General features: G+C 44.0%; 21 protein-coding genes. 16 read left to right on the top strand and 5 right to left on the bottom strand.

The window, feature by feature from the left end; translation table 11 throughout:
• Positions 1-20 precede the first annotated feature (20 nt).
• A complete protein-coding gene (locus tag VXP95_RS09060) occupies positions 21-638 on the bottom strand; it encodes an L-threonylcarbamoyladenylate synthase (protein ID WP_064096993.1) in 618 nt (205 codons plus the stop codon).
• A gap of 87 nt (positions 639-725) precedes the next feature.
• Positions 726-1,388, bottom strand: coding sequence for an elongation factor P hydroxylase (locus VXP95_RS09055; RefSeq protein ID WP_416681209.1), 663 nt, complete (start codon positions 1,386-1,388; stop codon positions 726-728).
• A gap of 99 nt (positions 1,389-1,487) precedes the next feature.
• On the opposite strand from VXP95_RS09055, the gene VXP95_RS09050 reads away from it, so the two are divergent.
• The 6 genes from VXP95_RS09050 to lysM all read left to right on the top strand — a co-directional run bounded on the left by VXP95_RS09050 (position 1,488) and on the right by lysM (position 5,276).
• Entirely contained in the window at positions 1,488-2,045 is a 558-nt protein-coding gene (locus VXP95_RS09050; protein ID WP_416681210.1) for a YceD family protein, read from the top strand.
• 77 nt (positions 2,046-2,122) lie between these two features.
• Positions 2,123-2,305 (top strand): 50S ribosomal protein L32, encoded by a 183-nt coding sequence (rpmF, locus tag VXP95_RS09045; RefSeq protein WP_004279227.1) that lies wholly within the window; start codon positions 2,123-2,125, stop codon positions 2,303-2,305.
• A gap of 250 nt (positions 2,306-2,555) precedes the next feature.
• Positions 2,556-3,542, top strand: coding sequence for an ACP S-malonyltransferase (gene fabD, locus VXP95_RS09040; RefSeq protein WP_416681211.1), 987 nt, complete (start codon positions 2,556-2,558; stop codon positions 3,540-3,542).
• A complete protein-coding gene (gene fabG / locus VXP95_RS09035; RefSeq protein WP_064101793.1) occupies positions 3,539-4,273 on the top strand; it encodes a 3-oxoacyl-ACP reductase FabG in 735 nt (244 codons plus the stop codon). Before fabD ends, fabG begins: the two co-directional genes overlap by 4 nt.
• Before the next feature lie 83 nt (positions 4,274-4,356).
• Entirely contained in the window at positions 4,357-4,593 is a 237-nt protein-coding gene (gene acpP / locus VXP95_RS09030; protein ID WP_064096988.1) for an acyl carrier protein, read from the top strand.
• 185 nt (positions 4,594-4,778) lie between these two features.
• The gene (lysM, locus tag VXP95_RS09025; protein ID WP_064101792.1) at positions 4,779-5,276 is read left to right on the top strand and encodes a peptidoglycan-binding protein LysM; all 498 of its coding nucleotides are present in this window, start codon (positions 4,779-4,781) and stop codon (positions 5,274-5,276) included.
• Positions 5,277-5,362: 86 nt separating this feature from the next.
• On the opposite strand, the gene VXP95_RS09020 is transcribed toward lysM, so the two are convergent.
• The gene (locus tag VXP95_RS09020) at positions 5,363-5,830 is read right to left on the bottom strand and encodes an Lrp/AsnC ligand binding domain-containing protein (protein ID WP_004279232.1); all 468 of its coding nucleotides are present in this window, start codon (positions 5,828-5,830) and stop codon (positions 5,363-5,365) included.
• A gap of 140 nt (positions 5,831-5,970) precedes the next feature.
• Between VXP95_RS09020 and VXP95_RS09015 the strand changes: the two genes are divergently transcribed.
• The 5 genes from VXP95_RS09015 to cfa all read left to right on the top strand — a co-directional run bounded on the left by VXP95_RS09015 (position 5,971) and on the right by cfa (position 11,934).
• The gene (locus VXP95_RS09015) at positions 5,971-7,230 is read left to right on the top strand and encodes a D-amino acid dehydrogenase (protein ID WP_144724267.1); all 1,260 of its coding nucleotides are present in this window, start codon (positions 5,971-5,973) and stop codon (positions 7,228-7,230) included.
• A 35-nt stretch (positions 7,231-7,265) separates the two neighbouring features.
• The gene (alr, locus tag VXP95_RS09010) at positions 7,266-8,378 is read left to right on the top strand and encodes an alanine racemase (protein WP_416711873.1); all 1,113 of its coding nucleotides are present in this window, start codon (positions 7,266-7,268) and stop codon (positions 8,376-8,378) included.
• 48 nt (positions 8,379-8,426) lie between these two features.
• Positions 8,427-8,792, top strand: coding sequence for a RidA family protein (locus tag VXP95_RS09005; RefSeq protein ID WP_064096984.1), 366 nt, complete (start codon positions 8,427-8,429; stop codon positions 8,790-8,792).
• Between the two features lie 154 nt (positions 8,793-8,946).
• Positions 8,947-10,386 (top strand): amino acid permease, encoded by a 1,440-nt coding sequence (locus tag VXP95_RS09000; protein WP_064096983.1) that lies wholly within the window; start codon positions 8,947-8,949, stop codon positions 10,384-10,386.
• Between the two features lie 408 nt (positions 10,387-10,794).
• Positions 10,795-11,934, top strand: coding sequence for a cyclopropane fatty acyl phospholipid synthase (gene cfa / locus VXP95_RS08995; RefSeq protein WP_064101789.1), 1,140 nt, complete (start codon positions 10,795-10,797; stop codon positions 11,932-11,934).
• A 260-nt stretch (positions 11,935-12,194) separates the two neighbouring features.
• On the opposite strand, the gene VXP95_RS08990 is transcribed toward cfa, so the two are convergent.
• Together VXP95_RS08990 and VXP95_RS08985 are read right to left on the bottom strand one after the other, a co-directional pair.
• Positions 12,195-12,647, bottom strand: a complete 453-nt coding sequence (locus tag VXP95_RS08990; protein ID WP_416681216.1) for a CopD family protein — start codon at positions 12,645-12,647, stop codon at positions 12,195-12,197.
• Between the two features lie 23 nt (positions 12,648-12,670).
• Positions 12,671-13,900, bottom strand: a complete 1,230-nt coding sequence (locus VXP95_RS08985) for a beta-ketoacyl synthase N-terminal-like domain-containing protein (protein ID WP_064096980.1) — start codon at positions 13,898-13,900, stop codon at positions 12,671-12,673.
• Positions 13,901-14,174: 274 nt separating this feature from the next.
• Between VXP95_RS08985 and VXP95_RS08980 the strand changes: the two genes are divergently transcribed.
• From VXP95_RS08980 to VXP95_RS08960, 5 genes are all read left to right on the top strand, one after another.
• A complete protein-coding gene (locus VXP95_RS08980) occupies positions 14,175-15,659 on the top strand; it encodes an EcsC family protein (protein ID WP_416711872.1) in 1,485 nt (494 codons plus the stop codon).
• A gap of 156 nt (positions 15,660-15,815) precedes the next feature.
• Positions 15,816-16,190 carry a 30S ribosomal protein S12 gene (gene rpsL / locus VXP95_RS08975; RefSeq protein WP_004783283.1) on the top strand — a complete coding sequence of 125 codons (375 nt, stop codon included), beginning with the start codon at positions 15,816-15,818 and terminating at the stop codon, positions 16,188-16,190.
• A gap of 179 nt (positions 16,191-16,369) precedes the next feature.
• Positions 16,370-16,840, top strand: coding sequence for a 30S ribosomal protein S7 (rpsG, locus tag VXP95_RS08970; RefSeq protein ID WP_064096978.1), 471 nt, complete (start codon positions 16,370-16,372; stop codon positions 16,838-16,840).
• Positions 16,841-16,971: 131 nt separating this feature from the next.
• Positions 16,972-19,107: an elongation factor G gene (fusA, locus tag VXP95_RS08965; RefSeq protein WP_416711871.1), complete on the top strand. Its 2,136-nt coding sequence runs from the start codon at positions 16,972-16,974 to the stop codon at positions 19,105-19,107.
• Positions 19,108-19,200: 93 nt separating this feature from the next.
• A partial coding sequence (locus VXP95_RS08960; RefSeq protein ID WP_416711870.1) for a GTP-binding protein occupies positions 19,201-19,847 on the top strand: 647 nt, incomplete at its 3' end.

Here is a 19,847-nt window from a genome sequence, read left to right as displayed (position 1 = left end):
TCGCATTCTTCATTTAACGACTATTCAAATGCACTCACATCACCGACACCCCGACGGATCACTTCTGGATGATCACCGGATAAATCTACAATAGAAGTTGTGCTCAGCGTGCCTAAGCCGCTATCTATAAAAACATCAATGCGTTTGCCCAACTGCATTTCAATGTCATAAGGATCGTCAAGTGGATCGGTCTGTCCCGGTAAAATCAGAGTAGAGGTCAACAGCGGTTCACCGAGTTCTTTGAGCAGCATCTGGCATACCGGATTATTCGGAATGCGTAGACCGATAGTTTTCTTTTTGGGATGCATCAGCCGACGCGGGACTTCACTGGTCGCAGGTAAAATAAAGGTCGTGACTGCCGGTGTATTATTTTTCAGCAAACGGTACATGGCATTGTCCACTTTGGCATAGGTGGCAATATCGGACAAATCACAGCACAGAATCGCATATTGATGCTTTGGACCCAGACCACGAATCTGCGCAATCCGTTCCATGGCACTCTTGTTCCCGATCTGGCAACCAATCGCATAGGCCGCATCAGTGGGATAGACCACAACATCACCCGCACGGATACGTTCCACTGCCTGACTGATTAAGCGGGGTTGTGGGTTATCTGGGTGTACGCGTAAATGCAGCATAGAGGCTACTCCAAGCTTGGACTGATGGCTTATTATGTGGCGCTTGAGTCAAATCTGACAATCATTAAAAAGGTAGATTTGTGTAATTTAATCAAGCATTTCACGTCTAAATTCATCAGATTGTAAACTTTTACCACCTCTGGTACAGGCACAGATACATTGGATAAAGCGCATTGCATCACGTGGAAGCTTGGCCGTGCCGTTGAAATAAGCCTGCACCTGGGTGTAGACATTGTCTTTAAAGCCCTTGCCATCCCCGCCGTCGCCAGTCAGATTATCCAAAGATACCCGGAATTTACGGCCAAAAGCCTGGGCAAACATCCATTCAATCGCCTGCGGCTTGACTTCGACCTGTTCAAATAAAGCCTGCTGTTCCTGGGTACGCCCATCTGGCGCATACCAGTAGCCCAGATCTGGCAACAGGCGGCGTTTGTCTCCGGCAATGGTCCAGTGACTGATTTCATGCAAGGCACTATTAAAGAAACCGTGCGCAAACTGGATCCGGGCAGGGGCATCCTGGGTTGCCGGGAAATATTCTGGTTCAAAAGCGCCACGGACTAAAGTGACATTTAGGTGGGAAAACCAGTGATTAAAGTGTAAGATGAGCCAATCAACCTGCTGCACTTCTGATAATAAATTCGCCCAGGGTAAGCGTTGCACTTGCTGTAGTGAGCTGTCAGAATCGGAGGTTGAAAGTGTGCTAACGAGTGATGAAATATTCACTTCTGTTTGCGGCTGCAACAGATGCATGACTGAAATTACCCAATTGGTCTGTCTAAAAATAAGTACAAAATTGTATCTTAATCTTTGACAGAGTTCTGATGAATTTGTAGAATTGCCGCCTTAATTATGTCAGCAAATACCTTTCCGGCACAGATTGAGCCGTTTAAATGGGCTGAACAAGGCTTTACATGGTCAGGTACCCTGCCATTGTCTCGCTTTGTTCGTATCGCTCGTGAAGCTGTTGGATCAATTGATGATCAATTGATTAACATAGACTGTAAGCTATCAATGGATGCCTATCATCGCATTGCATGGCTAGATGGTCATGTTGAAACGAAAGTTCCAATGGAATGCCAGCGTTGTCTGGACACCGTTGAAATTGAACTCGTTTCAGATTTTCATCTGGCTCTTGTAGATGATGAGTCACTGATAGAGCGCTTGGATGAGGATGCTGATTTCATCGTCCTAGGTGAAAGTGAAGCAACGACGAAAGGTTCATATGATGCACCTGCCACCGCTGATTTACTCGCACTGATAGAAGATGAATTGTTATTGTTGATGCCGCTGTCTGCTAAGCATGATGCTTGCGAACATAAGCATCAACCTGCCGTAGAAGAAGTTGTTGAAGAAAAACGGGATAATCCGTTTGAAGTTTTGGCAGCTCTGAAGGGTAAACTTAACTAATTTTTGTGTTATACTCATATGTATAAGACAATCGAATTTGTTCTGATCCATTTTTTCGATATTTGTAAGGAGCCATCATGGCCGTTCAGCAAAACCGTAAAAGTCGCTCTCGCCGTGACATGCGCCGTTCACATGACGCTTTAACTGAGAATGCATTAACTGTAGACCAAGCTACTGGTGAAACTCATCGTCGTCACCACGTATCTAAAGATGGTATCTACCGTGGTCGTCAATTATTCGCTAAAGCATCTGCTGAATAATTGATGATGTATTAAGCGTTAAAGCTTAGTAGAAAAAATGGGAGCGTTAAGCTCCCTTTTTTTATGGCTGATTTTTTATGTCTAAGTTTTGCATGTTTAATATTGAAGTTGCGGTTTTTGTTGTATTTGGCAATTACCCAAGCCGAAATTACGTGCTAAATTGCGCTCCACAATGGGTAGGGTGATCTGATTGGCCAATTCTTTGGCTTGCTTAAAAGATTCGCACCTCTTGAATGAAAGGATTTTATTTATGTCTGCTAAACAACTCGAACAAGCAGCTCAAGCAACTAAAACTGCATTTGTATTCCCAGGTCAGGGTTCACAAAAAGTCGGCATGCTCGCTGAACTTGCAGAACAGTTTAGTGGTATCCGCGATACATTTGCCGAGGCATCTGCAGCGGTGGGCTTTGATCTGTGGCAGATCGCCCAAAGTGGTGAAGGTCTGGATCAAACCGAATTTACTCAACCTGTGCTCTTAACTGCATCAATTGCCTTATGGCGTGTATGGTTGGAGTTAGGCGGGGTGGCACCAAAATACATGGCGGGTCATTCACTGGGTGAATACAGCGCACTGGTTGCATCCGGTGCTTTAAGCCTGGGTGATGCAGTTAAGCTGGTGAACCTGCGTGGTAAACTGATGCAAGATGCAGTACCTCAAGGTGTCGGTGCAATGGCAGCCATTCTAGGTTTGGATGACACCAAAGTGATTGAGCTTTGTGCGAAAGCGACTGAAGCAGGTGAAGGTTCAGTTGAAGCAGCGAACTATAATGCACAAGGCCAAGTTGTGGTTGCAGGGAATAAAGAACGTGTAGAAGCTGTTATGGCACTGGCCAAGGAAAATGGCGCTAAAGCCATTGCGCTGCCTGTTTCAGTTCCTTCGCACTGTTCACTAATGAAACCTGCTGCCGAGCAGTTCGCGCCAGCTTTGGAACAAACGGCCATTGAGATGCCCCGTATACCTGTATTACAAAATGTAGGCGCGAGAGCGGCGGCTGATGTGACTGAACTTCGTCAGGCCTTGACGGCGCAGCTATATGAGTCGGTACAGTGGACCAAAACACTACAATTCCTTCAAGATGAAGGAGTTGAGTATATTGTAGAATGCGGTCCAGGTAATGTACTGGCGAATATGGCGAAACGTTTACCAAATATCGAAAAAGCACTTCCACTGGATACCAAATCTCGTCTGGAAGATGCGCTTAACACCGTACTGGTGGCAGAAGGGAAAATTGCATGACACAGGAACGTAAAGTTGCCTTGGTAACAGGTGCGAGTCGCGGCATTGGGGCTGCAATTGCGCAACAACTCATTCAGGACGGTTATTTTGTCGTCGGTACTGCGACTTCTGAAGCTGGTGCAGAAAAATTAACTGCACATTTTGCTGAAAATGGTGCCGGTAAAGTTTTAGATGTGCGTGATGGTGCTGCGATTGATGCACTGGTGAGTGATATCGAGCAAAACTATGGTCCGGTACTGGTATTGGTGAATAATGCCGGGATTACCAAAGATAACCTGTTACTGCGCATGTCAGAAGATGACTGGGATGATATTTTAAATATTCACCTGAAGGCCGTTTACCGTTTATCTAAACGTGTACTGAAAGGCATGACCAAGGCGCGTTTCGGCCGCATTATCAATATCAGTTCTGTGGTGGCACACTTTGCCAACCCGGGGCAAGCCAACTATTCTGCTGCCAAAGCTGGTATTGAAGCATTTAGCCGCAGCCTGGCCAAAGAAATGGGCAGTCGTCAGATTACGGTAAACTCGGTGGCGCCAGGATTTATTGCCACTGAAATGACTGAGCAGTTAAGTGAAGATATTCGTAAAAAGATGACTGAACAGGTGGCTTTAAACCGTTTGGGTAATCCGCAGGATATCGCCAATGCCGTAAGTTTCTTGGCTTCGGATAAAGCCAGTTACATTACTGGTACAGTTATTCATGTAAATGGGGGCTTATACATGAGCTAAGCTCAAGTATAAACTTTCCAAATTTTTTAGATTCAATTAAACTAACGGCATTAAAAACGCCACAAGCAATGAGGAGAATTCCTGTGAGCGATATCGAACAACGCGTTAAGCAAGCGGTTGCAGAACAACTTGGTATCAAAATCGAAGAGATCAAAAACGAAGCATCTTTCATGGATGACTTGGGTGCTGACTCTCTAGACCTAGTTGAACTTGTTATGTCTTTCGAAAATGACTTCGACATCACGATTCCTGATGAAGATTCTAACGAAATCACAACTGTTCAGTCTGCTATTGACTATGTAACTAAAAAACTTGGTTAATTGCTGATTTTCAGCTTTGCTGAACCTAAAGACCACCGCAAGGTGGTTTTTTTGTGTCCGCTTTTCACATGCATAAAGGTTTTACAATCCATTACCTTTATGTCACCAATGACTAACTATCCTTGGGCTCTTTTCATTATAAAAATAGGAGTGATGTGACATTAACAACAAGAACGGAGTTCACCATGGGTCTTTTTGATTTCGTAAAAGGTATCGGTAAGAAAAATACGGCTGCTGCAGAACCACAGCAAACTCCGGCAGCGACACCGCAGGCACCTAAAGCCGCACCTGCAGAGCCTTCTGCCCAAGAAATGGCAAATAAGCTATTGGGCCATGTCAAAAGTTTAGGCTTGCCGATTACAGGTTTGTCGATTAGCTATAACTCGACCTCTGATCTGGCCACCGTGCGCGGACAGGTAAAAAGTCAGGCCGATCGTGAAAAGATTATTCTGGCAGTCGGAAATATTGATCATGTCGCCAAAGTAGATGATCAGCTAACCGTGACTAATCCAGAACCTGAAAGTAAATTCTATACAGTCAAATCTGGCGATACTTTATCTAAAATCTCAAAAGAGTTTTATGGGGATGCCAATCAGTATAATAAGATCTTTGAGGCTAATCGTCCCTTGCTTAAAAATGCGGATGATATTTTTCCCGGACAGGTACTGCGTATTCCTGCTTAAGGATTGATAAAATCAATGAATTTTCGAACATAAAGCCCCTTCCGGGGCTTTAACGTTTTTGCAGGCAGATTAATAAAGTTAAGGTATTAAATCCCTAGGTCCAGATATAAACTTTCTTTGACTTCTTCCATGACGACATAACTGTGCGAGGAGGCAGAAGCGGGCAGTTTTTTCAGTAAATCCCCCAGTAAACGGCGATAAGCACTCATTTCCTTTAAACGCGCTTTGACCAGATAATCAAAATCACCAGAAATTAAATGACATTCCAGGACTTCTGGAATTTCTGTCAGATTACGAGCCACCTGATCAAATACATCACCTGATTTGGCTGAGAGTTTGATTTCCAGAAATACCAGCAAACTACGTTCCAGCATTTCCGGATTTAAACGGGCGTAATAACCCATGATAATACCTTCACGCTCCAGCCGTTTTACCCGTTCTGAACAGGGTGTGGTTGAAAGATTGACACGTGCTGCCAGCTCGCTAATGGCAATCCGGCCATCGCGTTGCAGGATGTCTAGAATCATGCGATCAATGCGGTCTAATTTGCGCATTAATATTTCCCTCTTTTTTTTAATTCTGCCCGAAAAAATATTTATTCCACTGAATTTATACACTGAATATAGTGAATTTAACTATTAAAGCAAAAATATACTAGTGAAATAACCTGGAAAAATGTTTGAGGATTAAGGTAATGCGCGTATTGGTTTTAGGTAGTGGTGTGATTGGTGTGGCAAGCGCTTACTATCTGGCGCAGCAGGGAGCAACTGTAACTGTGCTGGATCGTCAGGCGGGTCCGGCTCAGGAAACCAGCTTTGGCAATGCTGGACAGATTTCTCCGGGCTACTCGACTCCTTGGGCGGCACCAGGTATTCCTTTTAAGGCGGTCAAATGGATGTTCCAGCATCATGCTCCGTTGGCGATTAATGTCGATGGCAGCCTGTGGCAATTGCAGTGGATGGCACAAATGCTGAAAAACTGTAATGCCCAGCATTATGCAGTCAATAAAGAACGGATGGTGCGTGTGGCTGAATATAGCCGTGACTGTTTACGCAATTTGCGTCGTGATATTGGCATCTCTTATGAAAACCGTGCGAAAGGCACTTTGCAGATTTTCCGTAAAGATGCGCAGCTGGATGCGGTGCAGCGCGATATCGAGGTTCTAAAAGAAACTGGTGTGGAGTTTGAGTTGCTGGATCGTGATGGACTGGCGCGTGTAGAACCGGCATTGGCACAGGCAAAAGACAAACTGGTGGGTGGTCTGCATTTACCCAATGACGAAACGGGTGACTGCTATCTGTTTACCAATGCCTTGGCAGAACATGCCAAAGGGATGGGTGTAGAGTTTAAGTTTAATCAAAATGTTGAAAAACTGATTGTAGAAGGCGACCAGATCAAAGGTGTTCTGGTGAATGGTCAGGTGCTTACAGCAGATAAATACGTGCTGGCCTTTGGTAGTTATTCACGTGATTTCCTCAAACCGCTTGAACTGAATTTACCGGTCTATCCGGTGAAAGGTTATTCATTGACGATTCCTATTGTAGATCCAGCCTTCGCTCCACAATCTACCGTGCTGGATGAAACCTATAAAATTGCAATCACCCGTTTCGACCAGCGCATCCGCGTAGGGGGAATGGCTGAACTGAGCGGTTTTAACTTGGGTCTGAATGAAGACCGTCGTGGCACGCTGGAAATGGTGACCCGTGATTTATTCCCTGGGGGGGATATGAATCAGGCCAGCTTCTGGACAGGCCTTCGCCCAATGACTCCGGACAGTACACCAATTATTGGAAAAACTCGTTTTAAAAACCTGTTCCTGAATACCGGACATGGCACGTTAGGCTGGACCATGGCGTGTGGTTCGGGCAAGTTAATCAGCGATCTGGTCTTGGCTCGTGATCCTGAAATCAGTACCGAAGGTCTTTCATTGTCGCGTTATCAGCAGGCGGCCTAAGATCATCTGAGGCACAGTATTCAAGGAGGAGTTTTATGCCACGTCCTATTACTGCGATCATTCATCAGCAGGCGCTTAGGCATAATTTAAGCGTTTCACGCCAATGTATGCCTGACAGCCAGGTATTTTCCGTGGTCAAGGCCAATGCCTATGGACACGGGATTGAGCGCGTTTATACGGCACTTCAGGATGCAGGTGGATTTGCCTTTCTGGATATCGGGGAGGGCACGCGGCTACGTGCGCTTGGGTGCAAGAAGCCGCTGCTGTTGCTTGAAGGTATTTTCGCTTTTGAGGATTTATTTGAATGTGCGAAGCATGAAATGAGCTTTGCCATTCATTCCCTGCATCAAGTGCAATGGTTGAAACAGTTTGCTGCAATAGCACCAGATGTACAGTTTGATGTGTATTTAAAAATGAACAGTGGCATGAACCGGCTGGGTTTTGAGCCACAGCAATATGCAGAAATCTGGCAGGAGCTGCATCAGCTGAATACTGTCCGTTCAATCACGCATATGACCCATTTCTCCGATGCGGATGGCGAGCGTTTTGGATTGGATGGAATTGAACATCAACATTTTATTTTTAATAAAACGATTCAGGGACTTGCGGGTAAAACCTCGCTGAGTAACAGTGCGGCCATTTTGCGGCATCATCAAACCCTTCATTGCGATATTGTGCGTAGCGGCATCATGCTGTATGGCAGTTCCCCGGATTATCCTGCACATAGTATTCAAGACTGGAATTTACGTCCTACGATGAGCCTGCGCAGTGAGATTATCGCCATTCAGACAGTACAGGCAGGCGATAGTATTGGCTATGGCTCCAAATTTATTGCCACGCAACAGATGCGGATCGGAGTGGTGGCCTGTGGCTATGCCGATGGCTATCAGCGGCTATCGGCGACCGGTACGCCTGTGCTGGTGGATTCAGTTAAAACACATACATTGGGCCGGATCAGTATGGATATGCTCGCTGTGGATGTCACTGCACTGCCGCAGGCGGATGTAGGCAGTGAAGTGGTACTTTGGGGGCAATCTTCCGAAGGTGTGCTTTTGCCAATTGATGAGGTGGCGGCCAGTTCTGGCACGATCGGCTATGAGCTCATGTGTGCGGTAACCGCCCGGGTTAATTTTCAGATTGATGCTTAAATTTTTAATCTAATTTTTTATTTCATATCCCAAACAAGGAAGATCAACATGACACAGGACAATACAGCTATTCAGCGGCTCAAGAGCAATGGAATTATGAGTGCTGTAACGATTCATCATCAAACCGTGTATTTATCGGGTCAAATACCCGACAGCAGCGATCTGGACATACGCAAACAGACACTGGAAGTGTTCGCCAAGATTGAGGAGTTGCTGGCACTGGCAAATACTGATAAAAGCCGTCTGCTTTCTGCACAGCTATTCGTGAAAAATCTGGACGATTTTCAAACCGTGAATCAGCTTTGGGTGGAATGGCTGCAAGGTCATGGCACGCCCGCACGCGCTACGATTCAGGCGGATCTGGTGAACCCTGACTGGCTGATTGAAATTGCAGTGATAGCAGCATTACCTTGATTTAAAGAATATTTTTACATCTCCCTATTTTGATTTTATAAGGACATCAGACTTGATCATTTAGTTATTTAAATGAAACTGCATCTGCAATCAGGATTTCAGGAAGATATCCGATTAGATGAGCGAAAGTCTGAGCTAAGAAAAGGAACCGATTATGAATACCGCCTCCTCTAAGGATGACGCAGCGTCTGCTCCCCATGAATTGCAGCGTAAGCTCTCTAACCGGCATTTGCAGTTAATCGCCATTGGTGGCGCCATTGGTACAGGCCTGTTTATGGGCTCCGGTAAAACCATTGCATTAGCAGGACCGTCAATCTTATTTATCTATATGATTATTGGTGCAATGTTCTTTTTTCTGATGCGTGCATTAGGCGAAATTTTGCTGTCCAATCTGCACTATAAATCTTTTATTGATATGGCGCATGACCTGATTGGCCCGGGTGCGGGCTATTATATTGGCTGGTCCTATTGGCTGGGCTGGATTCTGGTGGGTATTGCGGATCTGGCGGCAATTATCAATTATCTGAATTTCTGGTTGCCACCGGATATGACCTTTACCCCATTGGGGCAGGCGATGATCAGTGCTGGCTGTGTATTGCTGGTACTTGGAATTAACCTGCTGACCGTCAAACTGTTCGGTGAAATTGAGTTCTGGTTTGCCCTGATTAAAATTCTGGCCATTCTGGGCCTGATTGCAATTGGCGGATATATGATTTTCAGCAATTTCCAGACGCCAGATGGATCTGCTGCCAGTCTTAGCAATGTCTGGGCTTATGATGGCATGTTTCCTAAAGGAACTATGGGCTTTCTCGCAGGCTTTCAGATTGCGATGTTTGCCTTCGTGGGGGTAGAGCTGCTCGGTACCATGGCGGCTGAAACCAAGGATCCTGAAAAAAACCTACCTAAAGCAGTGAATGCGATTCCAACCCGAATTATCCTGTTCTATGTGCTGTCTCTGCTGGTGATTATGTCTGTGACACCATGGGTGGAAATTCCCGCGGATCAAAGTCCTTTCGTGACACTTTTCCTGCATGCAGGGATTCCGGTTTCGGCCATTATCATGAATCTGGTGGTGCTGTCTTCTGTGATGTCATCAATGAACAGTGGGGTATTTTCGACCAGCCGGATGCTCTTTGGTTTGGCTCGTGACTCTCAGGCACCCCAGGCGCTAGCTGAACTTTCGAGTCGTGCGGTTCCAGCCAAAGGCTTGCTGTTTTCCTGTGCCTTTATCATGGCAGGCGCAGCTTTTCAGTATTTCGTACCCAACACCATGGAAGCTTTTACGCTGGCAAGTTCGCTGTGTGTGATCCTGTTTATCAGTATTTGGGGGCTGATTATGGTGTGCTATATCCGTTACCGTAAACAGCAGCCTGAAAAGCATGCAGCTTCTACCTTCAAAATGCCAGGTGGTATTTGGATGTCATATCTTGTACTGATCTTTTTGTTCTTTGCATTGGTTATTTTGAGTCTGGAAGCAGATACCATGAAAGCATTGATGATTAGTCCACTCTGGTTGATTATTCTGTTTGCCACCTACCATATGTTGTATAAACCAAGGATGAAGAAGCGCATCCAGTCTTTAGATATACGGTAACTATGGGTTCAAATAATTAAAAAGAGAGGGGAAGAAACCCCTCTCTTTTTTATGAGGGTCTATTTAAATGGTGATTGAAATTTGAGTTAACCATGAATCATGGATAAAAAATAATTTGAAAAATGAATGCCTGTTTCAGCGGATGCTGAATCTCATAATAAAAGTCTTTTTAAAATGACCTGCCTACAATAGGAGTTCATCTCTTAACACTAGAAAAACAGTCTAACAGCCAAAATTTTGCAATGATTAGCTAATCTCTTCAAAGGACAAAGACTCGAGTAGCTGATGAAGTGCTGCTAAAAAATAAGCATAATCTGGCGCTTGGAGTGAAATCCATAAGAGGTAGAGTTATCTGGAATTATATAATTATTTAATAAAACTAAAAAAATAGAAGATGTAGGAGTAGATATGAATATCTATGTTGAGCATAAAAATGATGGTCTAAGAGAGATCTTGGAAAAATTATTGGATGAAGCTGGCATTCAGGTTAATGGTGACAAGCCTTATGACATACAGGTACATAATGATGATTTTTATAACCGTATCTTACAGCAAGGTTCATTAGGTCTAGGTGAAAGCTATATGGATGGCTGGTGGGACTGTGATCGGCTGGATATTTTATTCTATAAAATTTTACGTGCCAAGTTAGATAAAAAAATACCCTATAATTTAAAAGATATTATTAGAATTGCAATTTCTCGAATTCAAAATTTACAGACTCAAAAAAGAGCCTGGCAGGTGGGTGAAGAACATTATGATCTTGGTAATGATCTTTTTAATCATATGCTTGATCCATATATGCAATATTCTTGTGCCTACTGGAAAAATGCCGATAACCTTTTTCAAGCCCAGCAACAAAAACTCGATTTGATCTGTCGCAAACTTGACTTGCAGCCAGGCATGCGATTGCTGGATATTGGTTGCGGGTGGGGAGGGTTAGCTGAATATGCGGCCAAAAATTATCAAGTTTCGGTAGTAGGTATTACTATTTCTAAAGAACAACAAAAACTAGCCGTTGAGCGATGTAAAGGACTTGATGTTGAAATCTTGCTTATGGATTATCGTAACTTAAATGAGAGATTCGATCGTATTGCATCTATAGGCATGTTTGAGCATGTAGGATTGAAAAATTACGATACCTATTTTCAAGTCGTACAACGTAATTTAAATGCGGATGGATTGTTTTTATTGCATACCATTGGTTCTAATACCATAAGGAAGGGAGCTGATCCATGGATAACTAAATATATCTTCCCGAATGGTTATATACCCTCAATTGAAAAAATTGCTCATTTTAGTAGTGGCAAATTTATTATGGAAGATTGGCATAATTTTGGTACCGATTATGACTTAACACTTCGGGCTTGGTCGGAAAGATTCCTTCAAGCGTGGCCAGAAATTGAAGCCAATTATAGTGCGCGCTTTAAAAGAATGTTTAATTATTATTTAAATGCCTGTGCGGGTGCATTTCGAGCACGAGAATTACAATTATGGCAAATCGTATTCAGTCCAAATGGTTTAGAAGGGGAAGTTCGAATTGCACGTTAGAGTATGAGATTAACCGTGATTTACGGATTGGAATTTTTCTTTAAAGTCATCCGGAAGATTTCTGCTTTTTTTTACGCTGCTTAAGAGCAATTTAAAGTGATTTTTAGACATTCTTCCCGTATTTCTCAGTTAGAAAAAGTAGGATTTATTAGATGCTTGCTTGGGGCTTATAGAAAATTCGGCTTAAGCAGGATTTGAATTATTGAATAAAAAAAAGATTAAAAAAACCTCCTATTGGAGGTTTTTTTAAATTGAATACATTAAAACTGCGGTTTCACCACCACCAGAATGACAACGGCAAATAAGATCAGGGTAGGCATCTCATTAAAATAACGCCAGAACTTGTGCGACTTGTAATGTGGATTATTAATCAGTTTCTTGCGGTAATAACCACATACCAGATGGTAAATCACCAGTAAACCGACCAGACCTACTTTCAGATAAAACCATAAAGCTTCATGGTAATGCTGCGTTGCATCCCCCCAATCCACCAGAAAGTGCGCCGTAATCAGAGTGGCCAGCATGGCCGGCCACATGATGCCACGATACAATTTACGTTCCATGATTTCAAAGCGTTGATGACTCACGGCATCTTCACTCATGGCATGGTAGACATACAGCCGTGGCAAGTAGAACAAAGCTGCAAACCAGCATACCACCGCAATAATATGTAATGCTTTTACCCACAAGAAAGCATCAGAAGGAGCATCCATCAAGTCACCCTAAACTGGGCGGCTTAGCCTTCCCATTTTTTGAAAATGAGACAAGCATTTACGCCGCCGAAACCGAAACTGTTACTCATTACAGTATTCAATTTTGCGTCACGTTTTTCAAGCACGATATCAAATGGTTTCGCACCTTCATCCAGCTCGGTCACATTGATGTTTGGCGCAATAAAGTCATTTTGCATCATTAGAACCGAATAAATCGCTTCCTGAACACCAGCAGCCCCAAGACTGTGACCTGTCATTGACTTGGTTGAGCTGAGTGGAGGAACCTGACCTTCACCGAAAGCACGTTCCATTGCTTTAAGTTCTGTAATGTCGCCCGCTGGAGTAGAAGTACCATGTGTATTTACATAGTCAATTTTATCGACACCGTGTTGTTTTGCTTCTTCTAAAGCCATCAGTACGCAACGCGTTGCACCTTCACCACTTGGTGCAACCATGTCGGCACCATCCGAATTGGCTGCATAGCCTACGACTTCGGCAAGAATGTTAGCACCACGCGCTTGCGCATGTTCCAAAGACTCGAGCACCACGAAACCACCACCACCGGCAATCACGAAACCGTCACGATCTGCAGAATAAGGGCGTGATGCTGTTTCCGGGCTATCATTGTATTTAGAGCAGAGTGCGCCCATAGCATCAAACAACAAGCTTTGTGACCAGTGATCTTCTTCACCGCCACCTGCCAGCATTAAATCTTGTTTGCCGAGTTGAATCAGGTTGTAGGCATAACCAATCGCATCCGCAGAGGTTGCACATGCACTGGTAATGGTATGCGCTACACCTTGCAGTTTAAAAGCGACACCGACGTTAGCCGTAATGGTGTTGGTCATATTACGTGGTACAAAGAAAGGACCAACTTTACGCGCACCTTTGGTTTGCAATAATTCGTTCATTTCAATAACGGAAGCAGTTGAACCGCCACCTGAACCACCCGCGATACCATAGCGTGGGTTGCCAGCTAGGTCTTCAGCCTTTAAACCTGCATGTTCAACCGCAGCCAGCGCCGAGTTGTATGCATACATCGCACATACACCCATAAAGCGTTTTAGTTTGCGGTCGATCCCGTCGAAATCCTGCTCGGCTGCAGCACTAACATGACTTTTGAAATTGAGTTCAGCATAAGTCGGATTAAAACGTGTTCCTGAAATCCCGTTTTGTAAAGAATGGTTTACATCCTCTAATGTATTACCAATACACGAGTTAATACCCATGCCAGTGATGACAACACGTTTCATCTACAGATCCTTATAGTTTGCTCTATGCTCAACGGCAGATACAGGGGCTTTTAAATCGCCCAATCCAGCGCTCAGCCTTAATTTCATGATGGGGAACATGATAGCAGAAAGACTTTTGAAATCTTATGGCAAATGTTATGCCGTGTGACAGTCGGTTGACTTTGTGAGTCGGCGTGTACGGGTTTTACTAAATGAAACAGAATAAAGTTGAGATAAATGCTGACTACACCTAGTATTTATACCAAATACAAGCACATGAATGCTGAGGTAAAAAATGGTAAATGCTAATAATAAACAATCTAATGGTCTGATTTCGAATGCCTTTGGAGTGGCGAAAAAGTTCAGTTCAACCGGATTGGATTTATTGAATCATGTTGCACCGGATTCAGTGACTAAAGCACTGAAGCCTTCAGGCTCTGATCAGGTGATTGACGGTTCAGCGAAGGTGAAAAGTGTTTTTTCCTCAAAAAAATATGACAATCCTCAGCAAATGCTCCGTGAGCATCTTCCCAATGTATCCCGTCAACTTCTCGGGAACCGTTTTAATACCGTAAATAATGTTGCGCACTTTGTGGCGCCAGACCTGACCGAAAAAGTATCGAATTATTTTTATGAGCGTCTCAATCAATTCAGTAATCAAACCAGTTCGGTCGATGCCATTCTCGATGAGGCTGGAGTGAAAGATTTAGAGGAACTCACTCAGGATGTTGATCGTTCCAAACGGATTTCTCAAGCTTTGGGTGAGCAAAATAAATGGATTGCAACAGTGCAGGGGGCGGTCAGTGGTGCTTCAGGGGTGATTGGTACTGCGATCGATATTCCGGCTTCTTTACTTATGGCATTACGTACCATCTATCAAGTTGGCCGTTCTTATGGTTTTGACTTGAGTAAAGAAGAAGACCAGGAAATCGTCCAGCATATTTTTAAACAGATCGACCTCGGTCTGATTGCAGAAAAGCAAACTTTGTTGTTGGGTTTAAAAGCGTTAAGCAATACCCTTAAAAGCCATGATATTTCCCAGTTACAGGCGATGCTAGGTTCTGGTAACGATATCAGTGTTATCAAGCAATGGCTCAGTCGTCATGAGGGAGAAACGAAATGGCAATGGCTGAATCATCTGCCGAAAAGTTCGATACTGGAGCAGTTAACCAGGCTGACTCCTCTGGCAAGTGCAGGTATTGGTGCTGTATATAGTCATCGCTTTGTTGAGGACGTGAATCAGAAAGCTCAGGAAGCATTTTCCCATGCTCGTCAATATCTGATTCAGCACCAGGATTCACAACTTTCCCCTTATGCTGCCTATAAGAAAGCAGTCAGTTTGTTGCAACAGGCGAGTCCCAAGCTGCTAGAAAGTACTTCTCCATCGGTTGAAGCTCCAAAAGATAAGCCAATCATGGATAAAGAGATTCCACTTGAGGGTAATAGCACAATCAGTCAGGTTAAACTGGTCAAAAAAGAACAGAATGATTTAAGCGCTCAAGATGCTGAAGTGAAGAAAGATGAAAAAGTCAGTGCAGGGCTGGAAGCGCTCAGCGATGAATTGGTTGAACCTGCCGCAGACAAACAGTCACAGCAACCGGCTTTAACTAAAACTTCATTTAATCCGGAAATTGAAGCTGAACTGCATCCAGATGCAGCTGCCGAGACAGAATCTGCTGCAGAAACTCCAGAGCTTGAGGCAGATAATCAGGACAAATCAGACCCTCAATCTGAAGTCCAAAATGTTACAAAAAAAGCTGGAAAAAATTCGAAAAAATAAGCGGATTTTAATCAAGCTATAAAAGCAAGCAATGTCGTGAGAATCGGCATTTGCTTGACTTGATTAGGTTGACCAATTTTGCATCTTGACTTACAATTGCATGCCCTCAAAAAGTAGTAGTTTTTTGGGGCTTTTTATTAACGGGAGAATTGCCACATGGCAACAACAAATCAGTTGATCCGCAAGGGTCGTACGACTTTAGTTGAAAAATCTAAAGTTCCTGCGTTGAAGGCTTGTCCACAGCGTCGTGGTGTTTGTACACGTGTTTACACAACTACACCTAAAAAACCTAACTCAGCAATGCGTAAAGTTTGCCGTGTTCGCTTAACTTCAGGTTTCGAAGTTTCTAGCTACATCGGTGGTGAAGGTCATAACCTTCAAGAGCACAGTGTTGTTCTTATCCGTGGTGGTCGTGTTAAAGATTTACCAGGTGTACGTTACCATACCGTTCGTGGTTCTTTAGACTGTGCTGGTGTTAAAGATCGTAACCAAGCTCGTTCTAAATACGGTACTAAACGTCCTAAGAAATAATCTTTCAAGATCAAATTCTTAGTTCGCTAGAACTGTAATCCTTTATCGTCTCGCTTGTCTGATTTCTGCATTTAATTTTGTGAAATTCAAGCGACGTGTAGTAAGGCCAGCGAAAGCACATGACACTTTGTGCTACTGCTGGATAAACCTGAAGTGTCATATTTATAGGTAGTTTTAAAATGCCAAGACGTCGCGTAGTCGCTGCTCGTGAAATCCTTCCGGATCCTAAGTTCAGCAGCCAAACAATCGCTAAATTCATGAACCACGTAATGCAAGATGGTAAAAAATCTATTGCTGAAAGTATCGTTTACGGTGCTTTAGACCGCGTTCAAGAAAAATCTAAAGTAGACCCGGTTGAATTCTTTGAAGCTACGCTTGAAAAAGTTCGTCCTATGGTCGAAGTTAAAGCACGCCGTGTTGGTGGTGCTACATACCAAGTTCCTATGGAAGTACGCCCATCCCGTCGTACTGCTCTAGCGATGCGTTGGTTAGTAGATGCTGCTGCTAAGCGTTCTGAAAAAACTATGGCTTTACGTCTTGCTGGCGAGTTGCTTGATGCATCTGAAGGTAAAGGCGCAGCGGTTAAAAAACGTGAAGATGTGCACCGTATGGCTGAAGCCAACAAAGCATTCTCTCACTACCGTTTCTAAGCAAATAAAACAGGCCCTTATCAGGACAGTGATGGTTTGGGTTTTACCCAGACTGTCATCAAAACGCTTTAAGTTGCTAGCAGCTTAAAGCGTCCTGTTTTAAACAACAAAATTTAGGAATGCAAGAGATCATGGCTCGTCAAACCCCAATTTCTCGTTACCGTAACATTGGTATCTCGGCTCACATTGATGCTGGTAAAACAACGACTTCTGAACGTATTTTGTTCTACACAGGTGAGAGCCATAAACTAGGTGAAACTCACGAAGGTTCAGCAACAACTGACTGGATGGAACAAGAGCAAGAACGTGGTATTACCATTACTTCAGCAGCAGTAACATGCTTCTGGAAAGGTATGGCTAACCAGTTCCCAGAACACCGTATTAACGTTATTGACACCCCGGGACACGTTGACTTCACGATCGAAGTTGAGCGTTCTATGCGTGTTCTTGACGGTGCATGTATGGTTTACTGTGCTGTAGGTGGTGTACAACCTCAGTCTGAAACTGTATGGCGTCAAGCAAACAAATATAAAGTGCCTCGTATTGCGTTCGTAAACAAAATGGACCGTACTGGCGCGAACTTCTTCCGTGCTGTGGAACAAGTAAAAACACGTCTTGGCGGTAACCCTGTGCCAATCGTGATTCCAGTTGGCGCTGAAGAAAACTTCCAAGGTGTTGTTGACCTAATCGAAATGAAATCGATCATCTGGGACGAAGCGTCTCAAGGTATGAAGTTCGAATATGGTGAAATCCCTGCTGACTTAGTTGAGCTAGCTAACGAATGGCGTACTAACATGGTTGAAGCTGCTGCGGAAGCATCAGAAGAACTCATGGACAAGTACCTTGAAGAAGGCGAGTTGACTAAAGAAGAAATCGTTTCTGGTCTGCGTGCACGTACATTGTTGAATGAAATTCAACCAATGCTTTGTGGCTCAGCGTTCAAAAACAAAGGTGTTCAACGTATGTTGGATGCTGTTATTGAGTTCTTGCCAGCGCCTACAGACGTAGAAGCGATCAAAGGTATCCTGGACGACAAAGACGAAACTGAAGGTTCTCGTGAAGCGTCTGACGATGCTCCGTTCTCTGCGCTTGCGTTCAAAATCATGAACGACAAATTCGTAGGTAACTTAACGTTCGTACGTGTTTATTCAGGTGTTCTGAAAGCAGGTAGCCCTGTTTACAACCCAGTAAAAATGAAACGTGAACGTGTTGGCCGTATCGTACAGATGCACGCAAATGACCGTCATGACATCGAAGAAATTCGTGCAGGTGACATCGCAGCGTGTGTAGGTCTTAAAGATACGACAACTGGTGATACGCTTTGTGATGAAAACAACATCATTACACTTGAGCGTATGGAATTCCCAGAGCCAGTAATTGCACTTGCAGTTGAACCTAAAACTAAAGCTGACCAAGAAAAAATGTCAGTTGCTTTAGGTCGTTTGGCGAAAGAAGATCCATCGTTCCGTGTACGTACTGACGAAGAATCTGGTCAAACCATCATTGCTGGTATGGGTGAGCTTCACCTTGACATCATCGTTGACCGTATGAAGCGTGAGTTCAACGTTGAAGCGAACATTGGTAAACCAATGGTTGCTTACCGCGAAACGATCAAGAAATCTGTTGAGCAAGAAGGTAAATTCGTTCGTCAAACTGGTGGTAAAGGTAAATTCGGTCACGTATACGTACGTTTAGAGCCGCTTGACCCTGAAACTGGTAAAGACTACGAGTTCGCTGAAGAAGTTGTTGGTGGTGTAGTACCTAAAGAATTCTTCGGTGCGGTTGACAAAGGTATCCAAGAACGTATGAAGAATGGTGTCCTTGCTGGTTACCCAGTAGTTGGCATCAAAGCGACATTGTTCGACGGTTCTTACCATGACGTCGACTCTGACGAATTATCGTTCAAAATGGCAGGTTCTTATGCCTTCCGTGACGGTTTCATGAAAGCAGATCCTATCTTGCTTGAGCCTATCATGAAAGTTGAAGTAGAAACTCCAGAAGACTACATGGGCGATATCATGGGTGACTTAAACCGTCGTCGTGGTATGGTTCAGGGTATGGACGATTTACCTGGTGGTACTAAAGCGATTCGTGCAGAAGTTCCACTTTCTGAGATGTTTGGTTACGCAACTCATATGCGTTCTATGTCTCAAGGTCGTGCGACTTACTCTATGGAATTTGCTAAATATGCTGAAACTCCACGTAACGTGGCTGAAGGCATTATTTCTAAGTTCCAGTCTGGCGGTAAAAAAGGTGACGACGAGTAATCTTTCGATTACTATAAGCCCAAACTAATTCATAGTTAAAAACCAAGCGCTCATGCAGTGATCCTGCATGAGCAGTTCAAAAAGGAAGATCTCATGGCTAAGGCTAAGTTCGAACGTAATAAGCCACACGTTAACGTGGGCACAATTGGTCACGTTGACCATGGTAAAACAACTTTAACAGCTGCGATTGCAACTGTATGTGCTAAGAAATTCGGTGGCGAAGCGAAAGACTACGCTGCGATTGACTCTGCACCAGAAGAAAAAGCACGTGGTATTACCATCAATACTTCTCACGTAGAATACGATTCTCCAACTCGTCACTACGCTCACGTAGACTGCCCGGGCCACGCCGATTATGTTAAAAACATGATTACTGGTGCTGCTCAGATGGATGGCGCGATCCTTGTATGTGCTGCGACTGATGGTCCAATGCCGCAAACTCGTGAACACATCCTGCTTTCTCGTCAGGTAGGTGTACCTTACATCGTTGTATTCTTGAACAAATGCGACCTTGTAGACGACGAAGAGCTTCTTGAGCTGGTTGAAATGGAAGTTCGTGAACTTCTTTCTACTTATGACTTCCCGGGTGATGACACTCCAGTGATCCGTGGTTCTGCTCTTCTTGCACTTAATGGTGATGACAGCCAATACGGCGAGCCAGCGGTAGTTGCGCTTGTTGAAGCTCTTGACTCTTACATCCCAGAGCCAGAGCGTGCAATTGACCTTCCGTTCCTTATGCC

This window comes from Acinetobacter sp. 226, assembly GCF_048147925.1.
GTDB lineage: Bacteria > Pseudomonadota > Gammaproteobacteria > Pseudomonadales > Moraxellaceae > Acinetobacter > Acinetobacter pecorum.
This window is presented reverse-complemented; position numbering and strand designations above follow the sequence as displayed.